Source organism: Saccharothrix stipae, from assembly GCF_054781895.1.
In genome coordinates this window covers 324,693-345,082 of sequence record NZ_BAAGTN010000009.1, presented here as the reverse complement: position 1 = coordinate 345,082, position 20,390 = coordinate 324,693, and the positions used below count along the sequence as shown (strand labels likewise).

General features: G+C 69.2%; 22 protein-coding genes. 9 read left to right on the top strand and 13 right to left on the bottom strand.

Annotation, left to right across the window (positions count from 1 at the left end):
- Positions 1-27: 27 nt before the first annotated feature.
- The 5 genes from ACYVLT_RS24735 to ACYVLT_RS24715 all read left to right on the top strand — a co-directional run bounded on the left by ACYVLT_RS24735 (position 28) and on the right by ACYVLT_RS24715 (position 5,829).
- Positions 28-1,554: an ATP-dependent DNA ligase gene (locus tag ACYVLT_RS24735; RefSeq protein ID WP_461122583.1), complete on the top strand. Its 1,527-nt coding sequence runs from the start codon at positions 28-30 to the stop codon at positions 1,552-1,554.
- 321 nt (positions 1,555-1,875) lie between these two features.
- Positions 1,876-3,315: a GuaB1 family IMP dehydrogenase-related protein gene (locus tag ACYVLT_RS24730; RefSeq protein WP_461122582.1), complete on the top strand. Its 1,440-nt coding sequence runs from the start codon at positions 1,876-1,878 to the stop codon at positions 3,313-3,315.
- 26 nt (positions 3,316-3,341) lie between these two features.
- Positions 3,342-4,304 carry an ABC transporter ATP-binding protein gene (locus ACYVLT_RS24725; RefSeq protein WP_461122581.1) on the top strand — a complete coding sequence of 321 codons (963 nt, stop codon included), beginning with the start codon at positions 3,342-3,344 and terminating at the stop codon, positions 4,302-4,304.
- Positions 4,301-5,068 (top strand): ABC transporter permease, encoded by a 768-nt coding sequence (locus ACYVLT_RS24720; RefSeq protein WP_461122580.1) that lies wholly within the window; start codon positions 4,301-4,303, stop codon positions 5,066-5,068. Before ACYVLT_RS24725 ends, ACYVLT_RS24720 begins: the two co-directional genes overlap by 4 nt.
- A gap of 32 nt (positions 5,069-5,100) precedes the next feature.
- The gene (locus ACYVLT_RS24715; RefSeq protein WP_461122579.1) at positions 5,101-5,829 is read left to right on the top strand and encodes a Pr6Pr family membrane protein; all 729 of its coding nucleotides are present in this window, start codon (positions 5,101-5,103) and stop codon (positions 5,827-5,829) included.
- Here ACYVLT_RS24715 and ACYVLT_RS24710 read toward each other — a convergent pair.
- Together ACYVLT_RS24710 and ACYVLT_RS24705 are read right to left on the bottom strand one after the other, a co-directional pair.
- Positions 5,817-7,106: a PhoH family protein gene (locus ACYVLT_RS24710; RefSeq protein WP_461122578.1), complete on the bottom strand. Its 1,290-nt coding sequence runs from the start codon at positions 7,104-7,106 to the stop codon at positions 5,817-5,819. The two genes, ACYVLT_RS24715 and ACYVLT_RS24710, sit on opposite strands and share 13 nt — an antisense overlap.
- 493 nt (positions 7,107-7,599) lie before the next feature.
- Positions 7,600-8,859, bottom strand: a complete 1,260-nt coding sequence (locus ACYVLT_RS24705) for a DUF885 domain-containing protein (RefSeq protein ID WP_461122577.1) — start codon at positions 8,857-8,859, stop codon at positions 7,600-7,602.
- Positions 8,860-9,078: 219 nt separating this feature from the next.
- Here ACYVLT_RS24705 and ACYVLT_RS24700 point away from each other — a divergent pair, with 219 nt between their 5' ends.
- Together ACYVLT_RS24700 and ACYVLT_RS24695 are read left to right on the top strand one after the other, a co-directional pair.
- Positions 9,079-9,423, top strand: coding sequence for a hypothetical protein (locus ACYVLT_RS24700; RefSeq protein WP_461122576.1), 345 nt, complete (start codon positions 9,079-9,081; stop codon positions 9,421-9,423).
- Positions 9,424-9,775: 352 nt separating this feature from the next.
- Positions 9,776-10,123 (top strand): hypothetical protein, encoded by a 348-nt coding sequence (locus ACYVLT_RS24695; RefSeq protein ID WP_461122575.1) that lies wholly within the window; start codon positions 9,776-9,778, stop codon positions 10,121-10,123.
- A gap of 66 nt (positions 10,124-10,189) precedes the next feature.
- Here the strand turns inward: ACYVLT_RS24695 and ACYVLT_RS24690 are convergent, their stop codons facing one another.
- Positions 10,190-10,969 (bottom strand): isoprenyl transferase, encoded by a 780-nt coding sequence (locus ACYVLT_RS24690; protein ID WP_461122574.1) that lies wholly within the window; start codon positions 10,967-10,969, stop codon positions 10,190-10,192.
- Between the two features lie 82 nt (positions 10,970-11,051).
- Between ACYVLT_RS24690 and trhA the strand changes: the two genes are divergently transcribed.
- On the top strand, positions 11,052-11,729 hold the full coding sequence (gene trhA / locus ACYVLT_RS24685) for a PAQR family membrane homeostasis protein TrhA (protein WP_461122573.1): 678 nt from the start codon (positions 11,052-11,054) through the stop codon (positions 11,727-11,729).
- A gap of 145 nt (positions 11,730-11,874) precedes the next feature.
- On the top strand, positions 11,875-12,162 hold the full coding sequence (locus tag ACYVLT_RS24680; protein ID WP_461122572.1) for a hypothetical protein: 288 nt from the start codon (positions 11,875-11,877) through the stop codon (positions 12,160-12,162).
- A gap of 1 nt (position 12,163) precedes the next feature.
- Here ACYVLT_RS24680 and ACYVLT_RS24675 read toward each other — a convergent pair whose 3' ends face one another.
- The 10 genes from ACYVLT_RS24675 to ACYVLT_RS24630 all read right to left on the bottom strand — a co-directional run bounded on the left by ACYVLT_RS24675 (position 12,164) and on the right by ACYVLT_RS24630 (position 20,367).
- The gene (locus tag ACYVLT_RS24675; RefSeq protein ID WP_461122571.1) at positions 12,164-12,598 is read right to left on the bottom strand and encodes a tyrosine-type recombinase/integrase; all 435 of its coding nucleotides are present in this window, start codon (positions 12,596-12,598) and stop codon (positions 12,164-12,166) included.
- Positions 12,585-13,340 carry a site-specific integrase gene (locus ACYVLT_RS24670; RefSeq protein WP_461122570.1) on the bottom strand — a complete coding sequence of 252 codons (756 nt, stop codon included), beginning with the start codon at positions 13,338-13,340 and terminating at the stop codon, positions 12,585-12,587. Before ACYVLT_RS24670 ends, ACYVLT_RS24675 begins: the two co-directional genes overlap by 14 nt.
- A gap of 81 nt (positions 13,341-13,421) precedes the next feature.
- The gene (locus ACYVLT_RS24665; RefSeq protein WP_461122569.1) at positions 13,422-13,601 is read right to left on the bottom strand and encodes a helix-turn-helix domain-containing protein; all 180 of its coding nucleotides are present in this window, start codon (positions 13,599-13,601) and stop codon (positions 13,422-13,424) included.
- A 13-nt stretch (positions 13,602-13,614) separates the two neighbouring features.
- Positions 13,615-15,252 carry a replication initiator gene (locus ACYVLT_RS24660; protein ID WP_461122568.1) on the bottom strand — a complete coding sequence of 546 codons (1,638 nt, stop codon included), beginning with the start codon at positions 15,250-15,252 and terminating at the stop codon, positions 13,615-13,617.
- The gene (locus ACYVLT_RS24655) at positions 15,249-16,721 is read right to left on the bottom strand and encodes an FtsK/SpoIIIE domain-containing protein (protein WP_461122567.1); all 1,473 of its coding nucleotides are present in this window, start codon (positions 16,719-16,721) and stop codon (positions 15,249-15,251) included. The genes ACYVLT_RS24660 and ACYVLT_RS24655 overlap by 4 nt, the downstream gene beginning before the upstream one ends.
- A 346-nt stretch (positions 16,722-17,067) precedes the next feature.
- Positions 17,068-17,322: a transcriptional regulator gene (locus ACYVLT_RS24650; RefSeq protein ID WP_461122566.1), complete on the bottom strand. Its 255-nt coding sequence runs from the start codon at positions 17,320-17,322 to the stop codon at positions 17,068-17,070.
- Positions 17,319-17,618 (bottom strand): hypothetical protein, encoded by a 300-nt coding sequence (locus tag ACYVLT_RS24645; protein WP_461122565.1) that lies wholly within the window; start codon positions 17,616-17,618, stop codon positions 17,319-17,321. The genes ACYVLT_RS24650 and ACYVLT_RS24645 overlap by 4 nt, the downstream gene beginning before the upstream one ends.
- Before the next feature lie 29 nt (positions 17,619-17,647).
- On the bottom strand, positions 17,648-18,082 hold the full coding sequence (locus tag ACYVLT_RS24640) for a hypothetical protein (protein WP_123745596.1): 435 nt from the start codon (positions 18,080-18,082) through the stop codon (positions 17,648-17,650).
- Between the two features lie 116 nt (positions 18,083-18,198).
- The gene (locus tag ACYVLT_RS24635) at positions 18,199-18,969 is read right to left on the bottom strand and encodes a GntR family transcriptional regulator (protein WP_461122564.1); all 771 of its coding nucleotides are present in this window, start codon (positions 18,967-18,969) and stop codon (positions 18,199-18,201) included.
- Positions 18,970-19,674: 705 nt separating this feature from the next.
- Positions 19,675-20,367: a class I SAM-dependent methyltransferase gene (locus tag ACYVLT_RS24630; RefSeq protein WP_461122563.1), complete on the bottom strand. Its 693-nt coding sequence runs from the start codon at positions 20,365-20,367 to the stop codon at positions 19,675-19,677.
- Positions 20,368-20,390: the final 23 nt, after the last annotated feature.

The following is a 20,390-nucleotide window of genomic DNA, read 5'->3' as shown; positions in this document are numbered from 1 at the left end:
GTCGGGGGTGGGGTGCACCATGGTCGCGTGTTGTTCACCGAAGTCGTCGAGACGTCCGCCGCCGTGGGCGCGACGCGGTCCCGCCTGGCCAAGGTCGCCGCCCTGGCCGAGCTGGTCCGCCGGATGAGCACGCCCGCGGTGGTGTCGTTCCTGGTCGGCGTGCCCAGCCAGGGGCGCATCGGGGCAGGTTGGCGCACCGTGTTCGACCTGGCCGTGACGCCGGCCGCGGCCCCTTCGCTCACCGTGTCCGATGTGGACGAGGCGCTGGGCGAGTTCGCCACGATCGGCGGCAAGGGTTCGACGGCGCGGCGGGCGGCGTTGCTGACCGACCTGTTCGGCCGGGCGACGGCCGCCGAGCAGGACTTCCTGCGCCGGCTGCTGACCGGTGAACTGCGCCAAGGTGCACTCGAAGGGGTGATGTTGGACGCGATCGCGCGGGCGGCCGACGTGCCCGGCGAGGTGGTGCGGCGGGCGTTCATGCTGTCGGGGAAGCTGCCGGAGACGGCCGTGGCCGCGATGAGCGGTGCGGCGGCGTTGGAGGCGTTCCGGCTGGAGGTCGGGCGGCCGGTGCGGCCGATGCTCGCGTCGCCGGCGGAGTCGTTGCCCGAGGCGTTGGCCGAGCTGGGGTCGTGCGTGGTGGAGCACAAGCTCGACGGTGCGCGGATCCAGGTGCACCGGTCGGGTGACGCGGTGCGGGTCTTCACGCGGACGTTGCGCGAGATCACCGGCACCGTGCCGGAGCTGGTGGAGCTGGTGCGCGCGCTGCCGTGCACGTCGGTGGTGCTGGACGGCGAGACGCTGGCGTTGACCGACGACGGCAAGCCCCGGCCGTTCCAGGAGACGATGAGCCGGTTCGGGGCGCAGGACGTGCGGGAGCTGCTGCTCAGCCCGTTCTTCTTCGACTGCCTGCACCTGGACGGGGTCGACCTGCTGGACGAGCCGTTGCGGGCGCGGCTGGAGGCGTTGCGCCGGGTGGCGGGGCGGCACGTGATCCCGGGGGCGGTGTCGCCGGCGGAGGACGAGGCGGCGCGGGTGCTGGACGAGGCGCTGGCCGCCGGGCACGAGGGCGTGATGGTGAAGTCGCTCGAATCGGTGTACGCGGCCGGGCGGCGGGGGCGGGCGTGGCAGAAGGTGAAGCCGGTGCACACGCTCGACCTGGTGGTGCTGGGTGTCGAGTGGGGCAGCGGGAGGAGGAAGGGGCTGCTGTCGAACCTGCACCTGGGTGCGCGGGACCCGGACGGCGGGCCGCCGATCATGGTCGGCAAGACGTTCAAGGGGCTGACCGACGAGTTGCTGGCTTGGCAGACGCGTGAGTTGATGGCGATCGCGACGGAGAAGACGGACTGGGCGGTGATGGTCAGACCGGAGATGGTGATCGAGATCGAGTTGGACGGTGTCCAGGTGAGCCCCAGGTACCCGGGCGGCGTGGCGCTCCGGTTCGCCCGGGTGCTCCGGTACCGACCGGACAAGGACGCGGGCGAAGCGGACACGATCGACGCCGTCCGCGCCCTCCTCCCGAAGCACGAGGGCGGTTCGGGAGACACGATCGAGTGAACATCGCCGGAAAATGTACGGAAACGCTGTTACCGCACCTCGGTTGAAACGAAGAGGAACCCCGACCAACCCGGCCCGTGCCGCCAACCACCCAGCCGCCCGGACCGGACACGAGCGGAGCGGTGATGCGGACGCCGACGCGGGGCAACGACACGATGCGCCCGGGACCGTGAGGGGCGCCTGCACGGGAGCCGGTGAGGGCGCTGGAGCCGCACGAGTGCGGCTTTGGAGGAACCCACAACCACAGACCCGTACCGATCCACCCCCTTGGTGCGCACAACCAGGGCGAATCGGCCTCGACGCGGGTATCGTCAAGGTCTCGTGCGGTTCATCGAAGGGCATCGGCCCAGCTACGACCTGACCTACGACGACGTCTTCCTCGTGCCCGGCCGATCGGCCGTCGATTCGAGGTTCGGCGTCGACTTGTCGACCTCCGACGGAACGGGGGCGACGATCCCGATCGTGGTCGCGAACATGACCGCGGTGGCGGGACGGCGGATGGCGGAAACCGTGGCGCGCCGCGGCGGGCTGGTGGTGCTCCCGCAGGACGTGGCGCCCGAAGCGGTCGCGGAGATCGTCCAGTGGGTGAAGGCACGGCACACCGTGTGGGACACCCCGCTGACGCTGCACCCCGGCGACTCGGTCGCCGACGCGGTCAACCTCCTGCACAAGCGGGCGCACGGGGCGGTTGTCGTGATCGACGACGACGGTCGGCCGACGGGTGTCGTGGACGAGGCGGCGTGCGCCGGCGTCGACCGGTTCACCCGGTTGCACGACGTCGCCGACGAGCGCATCGTGACCCTTCCGTTGGACACCCTTCCGCGTGACGTCTTCGACCGGCTGCACGGCGGCACCCAGCGGGTCGCGCTGGGCGTCGACGCCGACGGCCGGCTGCGCGGCGTCATGACCAGCCTGGGCGCGCTGCGTGCCGGCGTCTACCAACCCGCCCTCGACAACGCGAACAAGCTTCGCGTCGCCGCCGCCATCGGCGTGAACGGCGACGTCACCGCCAAGGCCGAGCAACTCCTCCAAGCCGGCGTCGACACCCTGGTCGTCGACACCGCCCACGGCCACCAGGAGAAGATGCTCGCCGCCCTCAAGGCCGTCCGCGAGGCCCGCCCGACCGTCCCGGTCGTCGCCGGCAACGTGGTCACCGCCGAAGGCGTCCGCGACCTGGTCGAAGCCGGCGCGGACATCGTCAAGGTCGGCGTCGGCCCGGGCGCGATGTGCACCACCCGGATGATGACCGGCGTCGGCCGCCCGCAGTTCTCCGCCGTCGCCGAGTGCGCCGCGGAGGCCCGCAGGCTCGGCAGGCACGTCTGGGCCGACGGCGGCGTCCGCCACCCGCGCGACGTCGCCCTCGCCCTCGCCGCCGGCGCGTCCAGCGTGATGATCGGCTCCTGGTTCGCCGGCACCTACGAGTCGCCCGGCGACCTCCAGCGCGACGAGCAGGGCCGGCTCTACAAGGAGTCGTTCGGCATGGCGTCGAAGCGGGCCGTCTCCGCGCGCACCCGCACCGACAACGCCTTCGACCGGGCGAAGAAGGGCCTGTTCGAGGAGGGCATCTCCACCTCGCGCATGCGCCTGGACCCCGGCAGCCCCGGCGTCGAGGACCTGATCGACGCCATCACCGCGGGCGTCCGCAGTGCCTGCACCTACGCGGGCGCGCAGACCATGGAGGAGTTCCACGCCAAGGCCACCGTCGGCGTCCAGAGCGCCGCCGGGTTCGCCGAGGGCCGCCCGCTGCCGTCGGGCTGGTGACCGCCACCCGTCACTAGGCTCGACGGGTGGACGAAGCCGTAGTGGTGACGGACCTGGTGAAGGTCTACAAGAGCGGCCGGAAACCGGCCGTTGACGGGCTGGGCTTCACGGTCCGCCGAGGTGAGGTGTTCGGCCTGCTCGGCCCGAACGGCGCGGGCAAGACGACCACCGTTGGTGTGCTGACCACCAGGGTCCGGCCGACGTCCGGCACGGCCCTGGTGGAAGGCGTCGACGTGGTCGCCGACTCCCAGCGGGCACGGCGGCTGCTCGCCGTCGTCCCCCAGCGCAACAACCTCGACCGCGCGCTGAACGTGCGGCAGAACCTGCTGTTCCACGCCGCCTACCACGGCGTCGGCCGCGCCGAGCGGCAGCGGGCGGCCGACGAGGTCCTGGCGCGGATGGGCCTGGAGGACCACGCCAAGGCCCTGGTGGACACGCTGTCCGGTGGCCAGGCGCAACGGCTGATGATCGCCCGCGCCCTGATGCACCGGCCGAAGGTGCTGTTCCTCGACGAGCCGTCGACGGGCCTGGACCCGCAGGCACGGCTGTTCGTGCACGACCGCGTCGCCGCCCTGCACGCCGACGGCGTCACGGTCGTGCTCACCACGCACGACATGGACGAGGCGCACAAGCTGTGCGACCGGGTCGGCATCGTCGACCACGGCCGGCTGCTCGCGCTCGACACGCCCACCGAGCTCACCAGGACCCTGCCCGGCAGCACCACGCTCAGCGTCAGCGTCAGCCTGAACGGCGCCGCACCCGAGTCGACCGCCTCGGTGACCGAAAGCTTGAACAAGGTCGACGGCGTGCAACGGGTGGAGCACGTGCAGGGCACGTTCCGCCTCTACACCGACGTCGCGCCCGCCGTGGCGCTGCCGGAGGTGCTGCGGACCCTCGAACGGCTCGGCGCACCGGTCACCGACCTGTCCATCGGCACGCCGAGCCTGGAAGACGTGTTCATCCACCTGACGGGCAGGGAGCTGCGATGACGTCGCTGCGCACGTTCAACGCGATCCTGTGGCGGGACGTCTTCGTGACCGGCCGCGAGCTGCCGAGCTTCCTCGCGCAGGTGATCATCCAGCCGTTCTTCATCCTGTTCATCTTCGCCAAGGTGCTCGGCGACATCGGGTTCGTGCAGGACGACTTCGCCGCCGTGCTGCTGCCCGGCATCGTGGCGATGAACGGGTTCCTGGGCGCGTTGCAGAACACCACGTTGCCGCTGGTGCTGGACTTCTCGTGGACGCGCGAGATCGAGGACCGCCTGCTGGCGCCCATCCCGATCCCGCTGGTCGCGGTGGAGAAGATGGTGTTCGGCGCGTTGCGCGGGTTGCTCGCCGCGCTGCTGATGGTCCCGATCGGGTTCGTCATGCTGGACGTGAGCTGGCCCGCGGCCGGGCTGCCGACGGCGCTCGTGGTGATCGTCCTGGGTTCGCTGGCGGGTGCGGCGGTGGGCATGGTCATCGGCACGTCGGTGTCGGCGCGGCACATCACCGTGATGTTCGCGGTGATCCTGACCCCGCTGCTGTTCACCGGCTCGGCGCAGTTCCCGTGGCCGGCGTTGGACGGCCTGCGGTGGTTCCAGGTGCTGTGCGCGCTGAACCCGCTCACCTACGTCAGCGAGGGCATGCGCGCCGTGCTGGTGCCGGACGTCGAGCACATCCCGCTGTGGGTGTGCTTCGTGGTGCTCGTCGGGTCGGTGCTGGGGTTCGGCGCGCTGGGCATGCGCGGTTTCCTGCGGCGGGCGCTCGACTAGCAGGACCCGGGCGGCGGCCCGATGATCGGGCGATGAGCACCGCACTCCGGTCCACCGCCTGGCACACCGGCTCGCGGGTGTGGCACGGCGTGCTGGCGGCCGTGATCGCCGCGTCGCTGATCACCCAACTGGTGCTGCTGTTCGCCGGTGGGGCGGACGTCAACTCGGGTCACGCCGAGGTTCAGGTGACGCTCGGTGTGCGGCTCATCCGGTTGTTCAGCTACTTCACGATCCAGAGCAACCTTTTCGTGCTCTTCGTGGCCGTCACGTTGGCGGTGGACCCGGCCCGGGACGGCCGCGGTTGGCGGGTGGCGCGGCTGGACGCGCTGCTCGGCATCACGATCACCGGCATCGTGTTCGCCCTCGTACTTGCCCCGCTCGTGCACCACGTCGGGGTGTCCTGGTGGGTGAACCTGGGCTTCCACCAGCTGTCGCCGGTGCTGGCCGTGCTCGGCTGGCTGCTGTTCGGCCCGCGGCCGCGCGTCGACCGGGCGACGGTCGCCAAGGCGCTGCTGATCTGGCCGGTATTCTGGATCCTGTATACATTCGTCCACGGCGCGCTCACGGGCTGGTACCCGTACCCGTTCCTGGACGTGACCGCCATCGGCTTCGGCACCGCACTGCGCAACGCCCTGTTCGTGCTGGTCGCCGCGGGGATCCTGGCCTGGATAATGCAGATCGTAGACAAAATCCCGGGAGGGGCCCGCCCGACCAGCGCGACCGGGCAGGCCCCTCCGAGGACGGATCGTCAGGAGGCGTAGTCCTCCAGCATCTCGGTGACCAGCGCGGCGATCGGCGAACGCTCCGACCGGGTCAACGTCACGTGCGCGAACAGCGGGTGGCCCTTCAGCTTCTCGATGACGGCCGCCACCCCGTCGTGCCGCCCCACGCGCAGGTTGTCACGCTGCGCCACGTCGTGCGTGAGCACCACCCGCGAGTTGGCACCCAACCGCGACAGCACGGTGAGCAGCACGTTGCGCTCCAACGACTGCGCCTCGTCCACGATCACGAACGAGTCGTGCAGCGACCGGCCGCGGATGTGGGTCAGCGGCATGACCTCCAGCATGCCGCGGTCCATGATCTCCTCGACCACGTCCTGGCTGACCAGCGCGCCGAGCGTGTCGAACACCGCCTGCGCCCACGGCTGCATCTTCTCGCTCTCGGAGCCGGGCAGGTAGCCCAGCTCCTGCCCGCCGACCGCGTACAGCGGGCGGAACACGACGACCTTGCGGTGCTGGCGGCGTTCCATGACCGCCTCCAGGCCCGCGCACAGCGCGAGCGCCGACTTGCCGGTGCCGGCCCGTCCGCCCAGCGAGACGATGCCGACCTCGGTGTCGAGCAGCAGGTCCAGCGCCACGCGCTGCTCGGCCGACCGGCCGTGCAGGCCGAACGCCTCCCGGTCGCCGCGCACCAGCCGCAGCTGCTTGTCCGCCGTGACCCGGCCCAGCGCGCTCGACGTGCCCGCCAGCAGCCGCAACCCGCTGTGGCACGGCAGCTCGGCGACGTGCGGCAGGTCGAACAGCGCCGGGTCGATCACGGTGTCGCGGTACAGCGCGTCCACCACGGACTGGTCGACGTCCACGTCGGACATCCCGGAATACCCCGACAGCGTGACGTCGTGGGCCCGGTACTCCTCGGCGGCCAGGCCGACGGCGCCCGCCTTGACCCGCAGCGGCATGTCCTTGGTGACCAGCGTGACGTTGTTGCCCTCGGCCGCGAGGTTGAGCGCGCAGGCCAGTATCCGGGCGTCGTTGGAGTCCGTGCGGAAACCCGCGGGCAGCACCTCCGGGTCGGAGTGGTTGAGCTCCACGCGCAGCGTGCCGCCGTCCGCGCCGGTCGGGACCGGGTGGTCCAGCCGGCCGTGCCGCAGTCGCAGGTCGTCGAGCAGGCGCAGCGCCTCCCGGGCGAACCAACCGAGTTCCGGGTGGTGCCGCTTGCCCTCCAGCTCGCTGATCACCACGAGCGGCAGCACGACCTCGTGCTCGGCGAACCGCGTGGTGGCCAGGGGGTCTGAGAGGAGCACGGACGTGTCCACCACGTACGTGTTGGTCGTCGGCGCGCCACGGCGCCGGGAAGTGCTGCGCGATGAGCCTGAGGAACGGCTCGCGGGTCGTCGTGCGTTCACGGCAACTCCCTCACGAACGCGGCACCCGCGTCCGCTCCTCGCTGGGCCAGGCACCACCCCGATCGACCGGACCGCCTCGCTAGCTCAGGCGTGCCGGCCACGAGGGCCGGGTGCCGGCCCCCTCGCGCTCATCACCGCCGGCGGCACCGGCGATACGACGACAGCCACGATCAGGGCCTCCCTGCGCGGTCCGCAGTGGACGCGTCCCGCCAACCGGAAGTTACCTCCGCCGGTCCCTCTTATGCAGGCAGCCACACAGGTGATTCGTCAATTCGTCACTTCGCCGCAAAACGGGCGAAAGATGGCGACATGGGGTGCCGGTGGGCGACGCACGGCCGTCACATCGGCGCAACGCCACCTCGTCCACGCAGCTCAGAGCCGGTGCGGCCGGATGTGGGGCGGTCGGTCACCCAGGGTCGCGGTTGAGCCAGGGCACCCCGGCCGCGACCTCCTCCGCCAACGCCGCCGGCACCAGTGGTTCGTCAAGAAGTCTCAAATACCGGTCACCCAACGTGTCCGCGGGCGCACGCAGGTCGAGCCAGGCGCGGACCAGGCGCACGCCCTCCACGTACGTCGTGGTGTACGCCCGCCACAGAGGGTCACCGAGGAAGCGCAGCATGTGGCGGGCACGGCGTTCGGGGACCAGCAGCCACCGGCACAGGAAGTCCACCACGTCATCCGGATGGGCACGCCGGTCGTGCAGCATGAGGGCGGCGTCCTGACGCACGGTGAGCAGTCCGGACAGCGCGCTCTCCACCCGCTCGGCCAGCTCGCCGTCCATCCGCAGGCCCAGGTCGGCCATGATCTCCTCGGCCCAGCGGCCCCAGCCGGGGCCGACCGCGGCGTGCAGGCCCAGCTCGGCCATGCCCTCGGCCATCAGGCACTGCGGCGTGTTGATCAGGAACAACGCCTGCTCGGCGTGCCCGCGCTTGCCGACCAGGCCCACCTCCTTGCGGCAGTGCTCGGTGTGGTGGCCGGGGTAGGACTCGTGCGCGACCAGGTGCGGCAGGTTGGACATCCGGTGGCCGAGGTCGGCGTTGATCGCCACCCGCGACCGGAAGCCGCCCATGTAGTAGTTGAAGCCGCTCCACGGCTTGTCGACGACGACCTCGTACTCCACCACCTCGTTCGGGGGCAGCTCGAACCGCTGCCGCACGCGGTCGCGCAGAGCGCTCGACAGGGCGTGCACGGTGGCCTTGAGGCGGCGCGGCGGCACCTCGTCGGCCGCGCGGTGGTCGGCGAGCCGCTCGGCCAGCGTGCCGGTGCCGGGCAGCAGCTCGTCCAGGCCCGCGTGCGCGCGGCGGTAGGTGTCGGGGTGGCCGGGGCGGACGTCGACCTGGAAGTACGCCCGCACCTCCTCCACGAAGCCGACGCGCACCCCGGCGAGCTTGCGCGCGATCGTCTCGGCGGCCACCAGGTGGGCGTCCAGGAAGCGCTTGCGGTCGGGTTCCAGGTCGGTGCCGGGCAGCTCACGGCGCAGCAGCGCGGCCTGCTCGGTCAACGCGACCGGGTGGGGCCTCGACTCGCCGTCCACCGCGCGGCGCAGCGCCCGGTCGCCGGTGAACGAGTCGACCAGGCCGGGCGACAGCCTGTCCAGCCGCAGCCCGAGCAACAGGTACTCACGCACGATCCGGTCGCCGTCCACGAACTGAAGACCATAGAGCATGGCGATGACCGCTCGGTTTACCACAAGAGCGCCGAGCCGACGAATTATGACGACCGAAGGCACCGCAATGGGGGACAGCACCCGTCGGTGGATCACACAATGGTGTTATAGAGATCCATATGGGGCCTGGGGTTCGGTAGTTTGCCCCGCAGACGAACCACATCCGGGCTTCCGAGCAGCGCTGGATCGACGGGGAAACCCACAAAGAGGAGTGTTGAAGTGCTGAAGAAGGCAGGCACCGTCGTCGCGGTCATGGCCGGACTGATGATGGTCGGCGCTCCGGCATTCGCCGTTGCCGGTGAACCCCACGAGCACGGCGACGGGTACTCGCCGGGCGAGGGGCACGGCCACGGCCACTCGGAGGACGGCCACTGGCAGGCGTGGGTGGAGCCGGACGACGAGGGTGGCGAGGTCCACCAGTTCGGCCTGATCAACTTCGCCGACGACTCCGACGTCCTCAGCAACATCAACATCTGCAACGTCGAGGTGAACGTCCTCACCGTGCCGATCCTGTCCAACAACGACCAGGCGGTCTGCATCAACACGGACAACGACGGCGGCTGAGCGGACCGACCGGTCCGAGCGGGCCGACCAGGCCGACGCGTGCCGTGAGCCGCCGAACGACTGGCGGCTGCCGGCGAACGGCGTGGACGGGACCGCGGGGCACGTGCCCAGGCGTTAATTAGCGTGAATGGACCGCGTGAGTATGTGGCCACGTTGTCCGGAACAAACCCGAGAACTAAACCGGTAAAACATTGTTCACACGATGGTGTTGCTCGGATGCAATCCACAACACAAGCCGGTAAATTACCGGGCGAGGGCAAACCGCCTGAGCCGCCAGACTCCCCGAATGCTCGGAATGTGGAGCGAGATTCTGGGCGTCACATCAATTCCCCACTAGAGGAGTGTGTTTCACATGTTGAAGAAGGCAGGCGCCGTCGCCATCGCCGCGGCTGGTCTCATGTTGCTGGGCTCTCCCGCGTTCGCGACGCCGTACCACGGTGACGGCCACGGCGGCGACGACTACACCGCGGTCGGCGAGTTCGAGAACCACTACCTGGCCGAGGCGCCCGACGGTGACTACGCGGACCAGTTCGGCCTGATCAACTTCGCCAACGACTCCGACCTGTTGAGCAACATCAACGTCTGCGAGGTCGAGGTCAACGTGCTCGCGATCCCGATCCTCTCGAACAACGACGAGAACTACTGCATCAACACCGACGACGACGGCAACAGCAACACCGGCCAGTCGATCGACGACTGAGTCCTGCGCTGATCGTCGCTGAGGGCGGCGCTCCCCGGTCGGGGGAGCGCCGCCCTTCGGCATGGTTCAGGAGCCGAAGCGGCGGTGCCGGACGGCGTAGTCGCGCAGGGCGCGCAGGAAGTCGGTGCGGCGGAACTCCGGCCAGTAGGCCTCGCAGAACCAGAACTCGGAGTGCGCGGACTGCCACAGCATGAAGCCCGACAGCCGCTGCTCGCCGGAGGTGCGGATGAGCAGGTCCGGGTCGGGTTGGCCGGAGGTGTAGAGGTGCTCGGCGATGTGGTCGACGTCCAGGACCTCGGCCAGCTCCTCGATCGTGCCGCCGGACTCGGCGTGCTTCTGCAGCAGCTTGCGGACCGCGTCGGCGATCTCCTGCCGGCCGCCGTAGCCGACCGCGACGTTGACCTCCAGGCCGGTGCGGCCCTTGGTGCGCAGCGCCGCGGCGGACAACCGGGCGGCGGTCTCCGTGGGCAGCATGTCCAGCGCGCCGACGTGCCGGATGCGCCACGGGTTACCGGGCTCGGCGAGCTCGTCGACGATGTCGGCGATGATGTCGAGCAGCGGTCCGAGCTCCTCGACGGGCCGGTTGAGGTTGTCCGTGGACAGCATCCACAGCGTGACCACCTCTACCTCGGCCTCGCGGCACCAGCTCAGCAGTTCCAGGATCTTGCGGGCGCCGGCGCGGTGGCCGTGCGCGACGTCGTCGAAGCCCGCCTCCTTGGCCCAGCGACGGTTGCCGTCGAGCACCACGCCGACGTGACGTGGTCGTTGCTTGCCGTCGAGCCATCGGTTGAGGCGGAACTCGTAACCCTTGAGCAGGACGCTCTTGACCCGTTCGCGAAGACCCACGCTGGAAGAGCGTACGCCGGGTGGGCGCGGTCACGCCGTCGTGTGCTGACCGGGTCACCTACCCTCCCGTAACCTCAGCGGGGTGACCACGTCGACTCATCCGCAGCCGCCCGAGCCCGCCCTGCGGCCTCGCCTGCGGGGTTGGCTGCACCTCTGGTCGTTCGTCGTGTCCGTGGCGACCGGCGCGACGCTGATCGCCCTGGCCGCCGCCACCGTGTCGGCGAAGGCCGCGCTCGCCACGTCCGTGTACGGGGTGACGGTGCTCGGCCTGTTCGGCGTCAGCGCGCTGTACCACCGGGTGAACTGGGTCAGCGTGCGGGCGCGGACGTGGATGAAGCGCCTCGACCACTCGATGATCTTCGTGTTCATCGCCGGCACCTACACGCCGTTCGCCCTGCTGGCGATGCCGCCGGCCACGGGCAACGTGGTGCTGCTCGTGGTGTGGGCGGGCGCCCTGGGCGGCGTGACCCTGAAACTGGCGTGGCCGCACGCGCCGAGGTGGCTCGGGGTGCCGATCTACATCGCCCTGGGCTGGGTCGCGGTGTTCGTGCTGCCCGACCTGCTGCACCACGTCGGCGTCGCGGCTCTCGTACTGCTGCTGGTAGGCGGCCTCCTCTACACCGCAGGCGCCATCTTCTACGCCTCTCGCTGGCCCAACCCCTGGCCACAGGTCTTCGGCTACCACGAGTTCTTCCACGCGGCCACCGTGCTGGCGGCGTTGTGCCACTACATCGCCATCTGGTTCGCGATCTACTCCTGACCTGGGGTTCTGTGGTCGCGTGACCCCTGATTTACATGATCAGGCCGTCTCCAGGCCGTCCCCACGGGAAACACGATGGCTCGCTGTCGGACGGCCCTCGATACTCGGCCGCATGACATCAGTGGCAGGGCGGGCCGTGCGTTGGGTGAGCGACGAGCCGTTCCCCGGATGGGTCGAAGTCCAGCTCACCGACGTGCACGGAGTCGTGTGGAGCCTGTTCGACAAGCCGCCCATCTTCGACGGAGCTGATCTCCTCACCCCTGATGCGGCGTACCCGACAGATGTCCGGGTGAGCTGCGAAGTCATCGGGAGAGCAGAACTGGCGGACGGCACAGAGGTACTGACGATCTCGACCCGGCACCCGGCAGGTATCGAGACGCCCGATGGTCGGACCGAGTTCGAGGTGAAGGCGAACCAGGTGAACGCGCTGTAGGTCACGCCGTCTCCAGCCCGTCAGCGCGCTTCTTGGGCTTGAAGAGGCGGTTGGCGGCCTTGCGGCTCTTGTCGTGGCTGGTCGGCATCAGGTGCGTGTACGTCCGGAGCGTGAAGCCCGGATCTTGGTGGCCGAGGTGGGCGGACAGGGCCTTGATGGAGACGCCGTTCTCCAGCTGGCTGGACGCGTACAGGTGCCGGAGCCCGTGCATCCCGTCCTCCTGCTGCCGGTACTCGATGCCAGCCGCGGTGAAGGCCGGACGCCAGATGCCCATGTTGAACACCTGACGCCTGACCGCGTCACCGGCCATCGTGAGCACCAGGCGCACGGTCACCGGATCACCTCCGGGCCGATCCCACGGGAGGGTGACAGCGACTGGCGGGTGTGCCTCCATGTGAGCGTCCAAGGCGTCCAAGACCCCGTCACCGAGCGGCACCGTGCGCGCCTTCTTGCTCTTGGGCAGGGCGTAGACGAGCTCGTTGCCGACGATCCGGACTTGGCGGACGACGCAGCTCACGGGCGTCCCGGTCGATCTCCTCCACGCCCAGGCCGAAGATCTCGCCTTGGCGCAGGCCAGTACCCGCAGCGAGCACCAAGGCGATCTTGTACTCGACCGGCAAGGCGAGCTGGACGGCCCGCATCCGTGCCTCCGGCCAGGGCTTGATGCGCCGCTCCGGCGGTGACGGCCGCTGCACGCTCCGCGCCTTGCACGGGTTGGCCGTGATGATCTTCTCCTCCACCGCCGCGTTCAGGATCGAGGAGAGCCGGTCGAAGAGAAGTTGCTGGTAGCGGAGGCTCAGGCCCGCCTCACCCATCGTCCCCAGCCACTCCCGGACTTTCGGAATGCTGATCGACTTCATGGCCATGCCGCCGAAGAACGGCACCAGACGCTTGTTCACCTGGTTGTGCAGGTTCTCCTGCGTCGCCGCGTCCTGCGACTGGCCGCCGAACCAGGTCTCCACGTACTTGGAGAACTTGAGTTCCCCGGCTTTGGGGTCGACGTACTTGCCCTCACGCTTGTCCGATTCCACTGCCAACAGGAAGTCGTCGGCCCGCTTCTTCTGGCGGTCCGGGAAGCTCTTGCTCTTCTCGTTTCCCTGCGGGTCGAGGTAGCGCACCTTGTAGCGCAGACCCTTGCCGTACGAGGAGGTCTTGACCCGTGTGACCTGCTGCGTCACGGGATCTCGCTCCTCCTTCCACCAGCGATCTTGGACGTGACCCACGGCAGACTCCTCCTGTCGGTTGAACTGCTGAAACAGCTAGGCGGCTAGGTCTTCGACCCACCGACGGACTTGAGCGGGCACGTAGCGGAGGTGCTTGCCGACCTTCCGCAAAGGCGGCCCGTAGCGACGCCATTTCCACTGGTAGAGCGTCTTGACCGGCACTCCGAGGAACGCCGAGACCTCGTCCACTCCCCACAGCGGTTCGATCTCCCCCACGACTCCCCCTTGATCAAGCTGCGATTGCTGAAACTTCCGGCGGAGGTGCCGGCGCGGCTTGTGCCTGCTGGTACTCGGCCTGCCAGGCGAGCCGCTGGGCGATCATGTGCATCAGCAGCTCGGTGCGGGACGGGGCGTGGGGGTCACCCGGTCGGACCGGTCCCCACTGGAGTCGGGCGCGTTCGTCTTCCGGCTTGGCGATGCCCGCAGCCTTGAGCGCTTCACGCACGAACGTGGCCCGGTCCGCCTTGTGCTCGGCGAGGGTCTTGCCCGACCACCGGCGTGAGACGAGGACGCGGCGGCCGGGGAGGCCGAGGGTGTCTCGGCGGTGTGCCTTGCCCTTGCAGTGGCCGGGCGTGGTCTTGGACGTGACGCCCTTGGGTTGGACGCCGTAGAGCAGCCAGACCGCGCAACGCTCCGAGCACGGCGTGACGGCCAGCTCTGCGGCCAAGCGGTCGGCGTGGTCGGCCAGGCGCGGTGAGGCGTCCTGCTCGACCACTTCGGTGATGGACTTGGTGAGGTACTTGGTCAGGTAGCCGATGTGCCGCCCCGACTCCTCGGTGCCGCCGAGGATGCCCTTGGAGTGGACTTGGCGACCGAACTCGGCGACGTGGGCGGGTGCGTCGAGGTCTGCCACGGCGTCGGCCCAGGTGGTCAACGGCTGTTCGGTGTCCGGGTCCACGAAGCCCTTGGTGCGCATGTCCCAGACCGGCGGGCGTTCGCCGCTGTACTTCAGGTGGTCGTGGTCGGGCCACCAGACCTGGAGGTAGGTGGCGGCGGTGACCTGGCGGATGACCTTGTGCGGGATGGAGCCGCGCACGGCGAAGTGGGCGTGTGGGGTGATGCGGCGTTGGGGCTCGACCGTGCCGAAGTACTGGGCGTCGAAGCCGATGACCCGCCGAAGGTTCTGCCACCACCGGTCGACCAGGGAAGCGAAGTGCACCGCGTCCCGAGCCGCCCGCCGGTAGTCGTACGTGTTCGGGTCGACGGGAGCGCCGTCCGAGGTGACTTTGCCGTAGGTGTCGAGCGTGAGCGTGATGAACGTCGACGGCCGGTACTTGCCCGCGAACTCCCGGCCCACGGTGCGCTTGGTGACCTTACGACGAGGCAGGTTCGGGGCGTCCTGCCTGCGACGAGTCGACCTGACCGGCGCCGCTCGCCCAGGCCGCTCGACGTTGGGAAGGTTCCCGCGGACTCCCTCCCGCTTGAGGTCGGTGTCCGCCTCCCGGATGCCTTCGCGCAGATCCTCGACCTGGTCTTCAGCGCCCTCAGCGACGGCACGGCGGTACTCGGCGGTCAGATCCGAGCGGTAGGTCACCAGCTCGACCTGATCGGTGGTGGGCGCGTGGCGTTCGGCGATCGGTTCGTGGTCGAGGTGCCAGCCCTCGCGGCACTGCGCCATGCGGGAGCGGCGGTTGCGCTCGGCGCAGGCCGGGCACTTGGACGCCTGGGTGGAGTTGCAGCGGATGCCGACAATCCGCACCTCTCCGGTGTCCAGGTCCACGACCTCGCGGAGCACGGGCCGGGTACAGACGCCGTGCTGTTCGGCGGCTGCCTTGACCACGTCGAGGGACAGCGGCAGCCGGGCCCGTTCGGCCGAGGTCATGCCCGCCACGTCCAGCGGCACCGCAGGGACAACAGGGGTGGTCATGCCGCAGCACCTCCGGTCGCGTCGCCATCGGGTCGGTTCGGGAACTCGTGCACGGTCGCGTCGGCCAGGTAGACGCCCAGCTCGACCAGGTCCGCATCGGTGACGTGGAAGGCCCGCACGCGCTCCGGCTCTCCCCTGCCGTCGGTCTTCACCCAGGCCACGCCGGGTGTCTGCTCGCTGATCTCGTGAGCCGCAGCGCCACGGGCACGGGCACCGTCGCCCAGGACCATGTCCACCTGCGTCGACTCGTCCAGGCGCAGTGCGACGCGGGTACCGAACAGGTGCCGGAACCCCACGACCTCCTTACGCGGGTCTTGCACCAGGCCCAGGACGCAGAAGCCCGGCGCGCGACCCTGAGAGGTGATCGTCTGGATAGCGCGGGTGGCCCGCTCACGTAGACCCTTGTCCGGCTGGTAGGCGATCAGGTCCGCCAGCTCATCGACCACGAGCACCGTGAACGGCTCACCGTTGGAGCGCGCCCACAGCCGCCGGACACCCCGGTACCGCGCCGCCCGCTCCTTGACCTCCGCCGCCAGCTCCTCCAGCAGCTCGACCGCCTCACGGCCGTTGTCGAACACCAGCCGAGCGAACGCGTCCGGGCACTGCCCCAGCTCCATACCGCCCTTGGGGTCGATGCCCACCAGGCGCACGAGACCGGCCCGCACCGCCGGGGCAAGGTGCCAGATGATCGACCACAGCACCGATCCCTTGCCCGCGCCTTGCACACCGACGCCGAGGACTTGGTTGCCCTGCAAGCGAATCCGCCAGGGCTTACCGGTCTCCGTGCGCCCGACCACCACCCGCTTGAGGTCGACCGCGTCCGCATCGTCGGACAGGGATGGCACCGGCAGCGACCGTGCCAACGGATCGGAGTGGATGAAGTCGAGTTCGATCACCTTCGGCCGCAGCACCCGCACCCGGCACGACTGCGCCCCGAACGAGTGCGCCAGGCCGTCACGACGCAGCTCCCATGCCTCAGGTGCCTGCGCCGGAATCATCCGCACTCGAACCCGGTCCCTCCACCCTTCCGACCGCACCCGCCGCAGTTTGGGCCGGTACTCGCGTCCGCGGTTGTCCTTCGCCAGCTCTGCCAGGCGCATGGTGGTGCGCCAACGCGGCACGTACACCGTCGCCCGCCGGTACTCGGTGACCAGCCGGAACCACACGTGCCGCAGGAACGACGCCCGATCCAGACCCGCCCAGACCGTGAGCCCCGCCGTCAGGCTCAGCAGGGCCAGGACCAGCGGCGACAGCCCGAACCGCAGCCAGCACCAGGCCGCCGTCAACGGCACCAGCGTGACCACCGGGTACCGGATCACAACGAGCACCAGGCGCACGGCGGCGACCACGAGCAGCCACACCACGGCCACCAACAGGGCCAGCCACTTCAACTTGCCCGGCACCAACGCCCACCACGGCACCCGAGGCCGAGCACCCTCGAACGGAGCCGGGTCAACCCACCGCGCCATCAGGCCGCACCCCCGACCGGGGCGAAGATCAGCGCGAGCCACCCCAGACAGGCACAGCAGGTGAGTTGTCCGGGCGCGAACACACCGAACCGCTTGCACCGCTGGCACTTCGAACCGTTGGACAGCTTCCACCCTGACGAGGCGACGGCCCGACTTGACGCACGTCCCCCGCGACGAGATACCCTTGACATGACTGGAATCCCTTGTGTGTCAACAAATGTGCATGGCGAAGCCAGTCAGGTGAGTCGCAGGGAGACAGCCGGAGCCCGCCAAGACTTGGACTGTCTCCCCGCGACCACACCGACCAGCCGCGATCTGTTCAGTTGTCACGCACCCGCAGGTACGGTCACTCCTCGCTGACGTCGACCACGAACAGGTCTTCGAACGCCATCGGTGAAAGGGCCTTCAACGCACCGGCGATGAACCCCGGCCCCGGCATCAGCTCACCGGTCCGCACCCGCTTCACCGTCGACCGGTTGAGCCCCATTGCCTTGGCCAACGCGTAGTTCGACCGGAATCCCGCCAACGCCATCGCGCGCCCGAAGGAGTCGGCCCGCAAGAAGACCGCGTACGTCGGCTTAGCACTGGCGGCAGCGGTCATCGCGACGTGCTTCCCGGCCCCGAGTCCCCGTAGATCGAGGCGTCAGACCAGACCGTGCCGCCCGGCGTACCGAGCCCCGGCATCAGCACGTGGTTCGGCGACGGGTCGAGCACCCCGGCGAGGAAGTACGCGGCCCTGCCCAACTCGGTCAGGAAGGTCGCCAACCTCTCCCGCCCGTCCTCCTCCTCCGGCAGCCCCAACACGACCTCGCCGGGATCCATCACCAGCCGCAGCCCGTACCAGTCCGTACCCGGCTTGGTGACCACCTCCGGCTTGGCCTTCGGACCAGGCGTCATCAATCCTTCGATCTCCACGACGTCCCCTCTCAGGCCGCAACCGGCGGAGCGCCCGCCGACGAGTCCGACTTGCCGTTGCCCCGACGCCCCTTCGCCGCTGCCTCCTGCGGCGACACCATCTCCTCAGCCCAGATCGTGTAGTTCACCCAGCCGTCCCGGACGTACGGCGACACCTTCAGCCCGGTGAACACGGCCGGACGGAACGGCGTACCGGGCAGCACCTCCGGCGGCACCGGCTGGTACTCCGACGCGATCTTGACCACCGCCCCGGTGTTCTTCCCACGCGCCGACGGATCCGTACCCTGCACCGTCCACACCGGCAGGCCCGTCACCTTGTCGTTGGCGGGACGCGGTGCCTTGCCCTCGTTGAACTCCTGCGCCCGCTCCACCTTCAGCACGAAGAACCCTTGCGGGAACAGCTCATCGAAGGTGATCGGAAACCTGTGACCAGCAGGGATCGCCATGTCTTCCACCTCTCGTGGCGCATCGCGCGCCTCTTGTCCACTCAACTACTAGTGTACACAAGTATGCAAGCAGTCCAAGCGGCCTGTTGACCAGCGCAAACCGGTCAGACAGGTTGCTACTCGGGTGCGTCGAACTCGTACGTGAACTGATACTTGTCGGCAGCGACCACGCTGTCGAAGACCTCCACAGCCCGACCGTCCTGGTCGTAGGCGGTCCTCCGGAGCTGGACGACCGGCACACCTGTACCGAGCTGCAAGGTCCGCGCCTCTTCGGGAGTGGGCATCCGCGCGGTCAGGTCCTCACGGAACCGCGTGAGAGTGTGCCCCTTCTCCTCGACTCGGGCATATGAGCCGCCCGGCCCAGAGTCCTCGTCAAGCAGCTTGGTACCGGCAGCCAAGGAGCTCGGGAAGTAGCTGTCCGCCAACTGGAGCGGGAGGTCATCGGCGAACATCACCCGCCGCCTGACCACAACTTTCTCACCGCTGCCCAGAGCCAAGGCACCAACCACGAAATCCGGAGGGTCGATCTCACCGACTTCGGTCAACCGCTGACGCGGCACCATCCCGAGTCGCTTCACCTCAGCCGCAAAAGCGCCGTCACCTTCTTGCCGCCGCTTGCGCGAGAACCGGGCCAAGCTCGCTCGAACGATCACCGGAGCCGAACGCACGAAAACACCGCGACCGTGTTGCGAGACGGTCAGCCCTTCGGCCGCAAGCTCTCCGAGCGCTCGACGAACCGTCACCCTCGTCACGTCGTATCGCTTCGCAAGCTCGTTCTCCGATGGCAGGCGAGCGCCAGGACCGTACGTGCCATCCTTGATCAACGACCTCAACTCGTCTGCGATCTGCCGGAAGACGGCTCGATCGCTAGACGGATCAACGGGCACCGCACACCTCCTCTCCAGTTGTCTACTTGGGTAGACGAGTTTACTGCACCTCCCATCAACTCGACTTTTGGGTTGTGATGGATACATCCCAACTGAATAGATCGCTCCACAAGTGAGTGATGTGCGTTGCCGAATTGCGCTGTATGGGATCAAGGCGCGCCGCCTTCGGCGGCGCGCGGCAGGGTCCGACGCACGTTGGCACCGACTCCCCGCATCCCGGCACGCCGGGCTCCCGCTCCGCTTCGCCCGTCGGCCGGGCGCGGAGTCGGTGCACGTGGTCGGGAGGCGGCGCGCCTGCCGGAGGGCACGACAGCTCCCAGCCACCGCAGTCGGGACGATCGCGCGATCACGCGGCTTGGTAGGGCTGGGCACGGCGATCGACTGCCGCGACGGCTTCGCCGCCTTGCCATCGAGGAGCCGGGTCGGCAACGAGGGCCAGGACCACGGGCACGCCAACGGGCGTCACCTCGACCCGCCCTGTGTCGAGGTGACGCCCGTGGCTGGACTGCAAGATCAGGCCGTCTCCAGGCCGTCCGACGTTGGAAGACGGCGAGAAGCATCAAGTGCCAATGAATGACGTCTGCCCAGGTAGAAGGCTATTTTGAGCTTCGCCAGGCACGATCGGGAGATCCAGTGATCAGATCATCGCCATCTGGTTCGCGATCTACTCCTGACCAGCGGAAAGAGGAGGGTTGCTCCGCACTGCTAGAGCGGACGCGTTGCTCTGATCCACATGTGCCAGGGGATCGGGTCGTTGTCGACCTGTGGTTCCCGGAGGGCCTCGACGAGCAGGCCCGACTCCTCCAGGGCCGTGGTGTAGGCGCTCAGCGGGTGGTTCCAGCCGCTGAACTTCATCAGCATTCCGTCGCGTTCGACCTCGGCCTCGAAGCGGTGACGGCCGAAGTAGGGGCGGTCCAGGACGAACAGGCCGTTGCGGTGGCTGCCGGTGTTGGTGATCGGGTGGGTGATCGCCAGGCAGAGCTTGCCGCCCGGTTCGAGCACCCGGCCGATCTCGCCGACGGTGCCCGGCAGGTCGTCGACGTCCATCAGCACGCAGTAGGCGATGACGAGGTCGAAGCTGTAATCCGGGAAGGGCAGGTCCGCCGAATCGGCCAGCAGGTACCGCCCCTCGGGGTCGGCCTGGCGCGCCGCTTCCACCAGCGTCGGCGAGGCGTCGATGCCGGTGACCCGGTGCCCGCGCCCGGCGAGGTCGCGTGACACCCGGCCTTCGCCGCAGCCGAGGTCGAGGGTGGCCCGGCCGGCGGGCGGCACCAGCGCGAAGAACGCGTCGCGGTAGCGCCAGTACGAGTCGAAGCCGGGTTTGCGCACCCAGGCGATCCAGTTGCGCGCCTGCTCTTCCCAGTCCTGCCCGGCCTCGGTCAGCGCGCTCTCGGTCATTGGTCGCAGCGTAGTGCGGGCCT

What these genes read in the sequence shown, in the direction of transcription:
- ACYVLT_RS24630 (WP_461122563.1), bottom strand. Translation starts at nt 20,367, where the DNA reads ATGACCGAGAGCGCGCTGACCGAGGCCGGGCAGGACTGGGAAGAGCAG.
- ACYVLT_RS24645 (WP_461122565.1), bottom strand. Translation starts at nt 17,618, where the DNA reads ATGACGCCTGGTCCGAAGGCCAAGCCGGAGGTGGTCACCAAGCCGGGT.
- ACYVLT_RS24650 (WP_461122566.1), bottom strand. Translation starts at nt 17,322, where the DNA reads ATGACCGCTGCCGCCAGTGCTAAGCCGACGTACGCGGTCTTCTTGCGG.
- ACYVLT_RS24655 (WP_461122567.1), bottom strand. Translation starts at nt 16,721, where the DNA reads ATGGCGCGGTGGGTTGACCCGGCTCCGTTCGAGGGTGCTCGGCCTCGG.
- ACYVLT_RS24695 (WP_461122575.1), top strand. Translation starts at nt 9,776, where the DNA reads ATGTTGAAGAAGGCAGGCGCCGTCGCCATCGCCGCGGCTGGTCTCATG.
- ACYVLT_RS24640 (WP_123745596.1), bottom strand. Translation starts at nt 18,082, where the DNA reads ATGGCGATCCCTGCTGGTCACAGGTTTCCGATCACCTTCGATGAGCTG.
- ACYVLT_RS24660 (WP_461122568.1), bottom strand. Translation starts at nt 15,252, where the DNA reads ATGACCACCCCTGTTGTCCCTGCGGTGCCGCTGGACGTGGCGGGCATG.
- ACYVLT_RS24720 (WP_461122580.1), top strand. Translation starts at nt 4,301, where the DNA reads ATGACGTCGCTGCGCACGTTCAACGCGATCCTGTGGCGGGACGTCTTC.
- ACYVLT_RS24715 (WP_461122579.1), top strand. Translation starts at nt 5,101, where the DNA reads ATGAGCACCGCACTCCGGTCCACCGCCTGGCACACCGGCTCGCGGGTG.
- ACYVLT_RS24705 (WP_461122577.1), bottom strand. Translation starts at nt 8,859, where the DNA reads ATGCTCTATGGTCTTCAGTTCGTGGACGGCGACCGGATCGTGCGTGAG.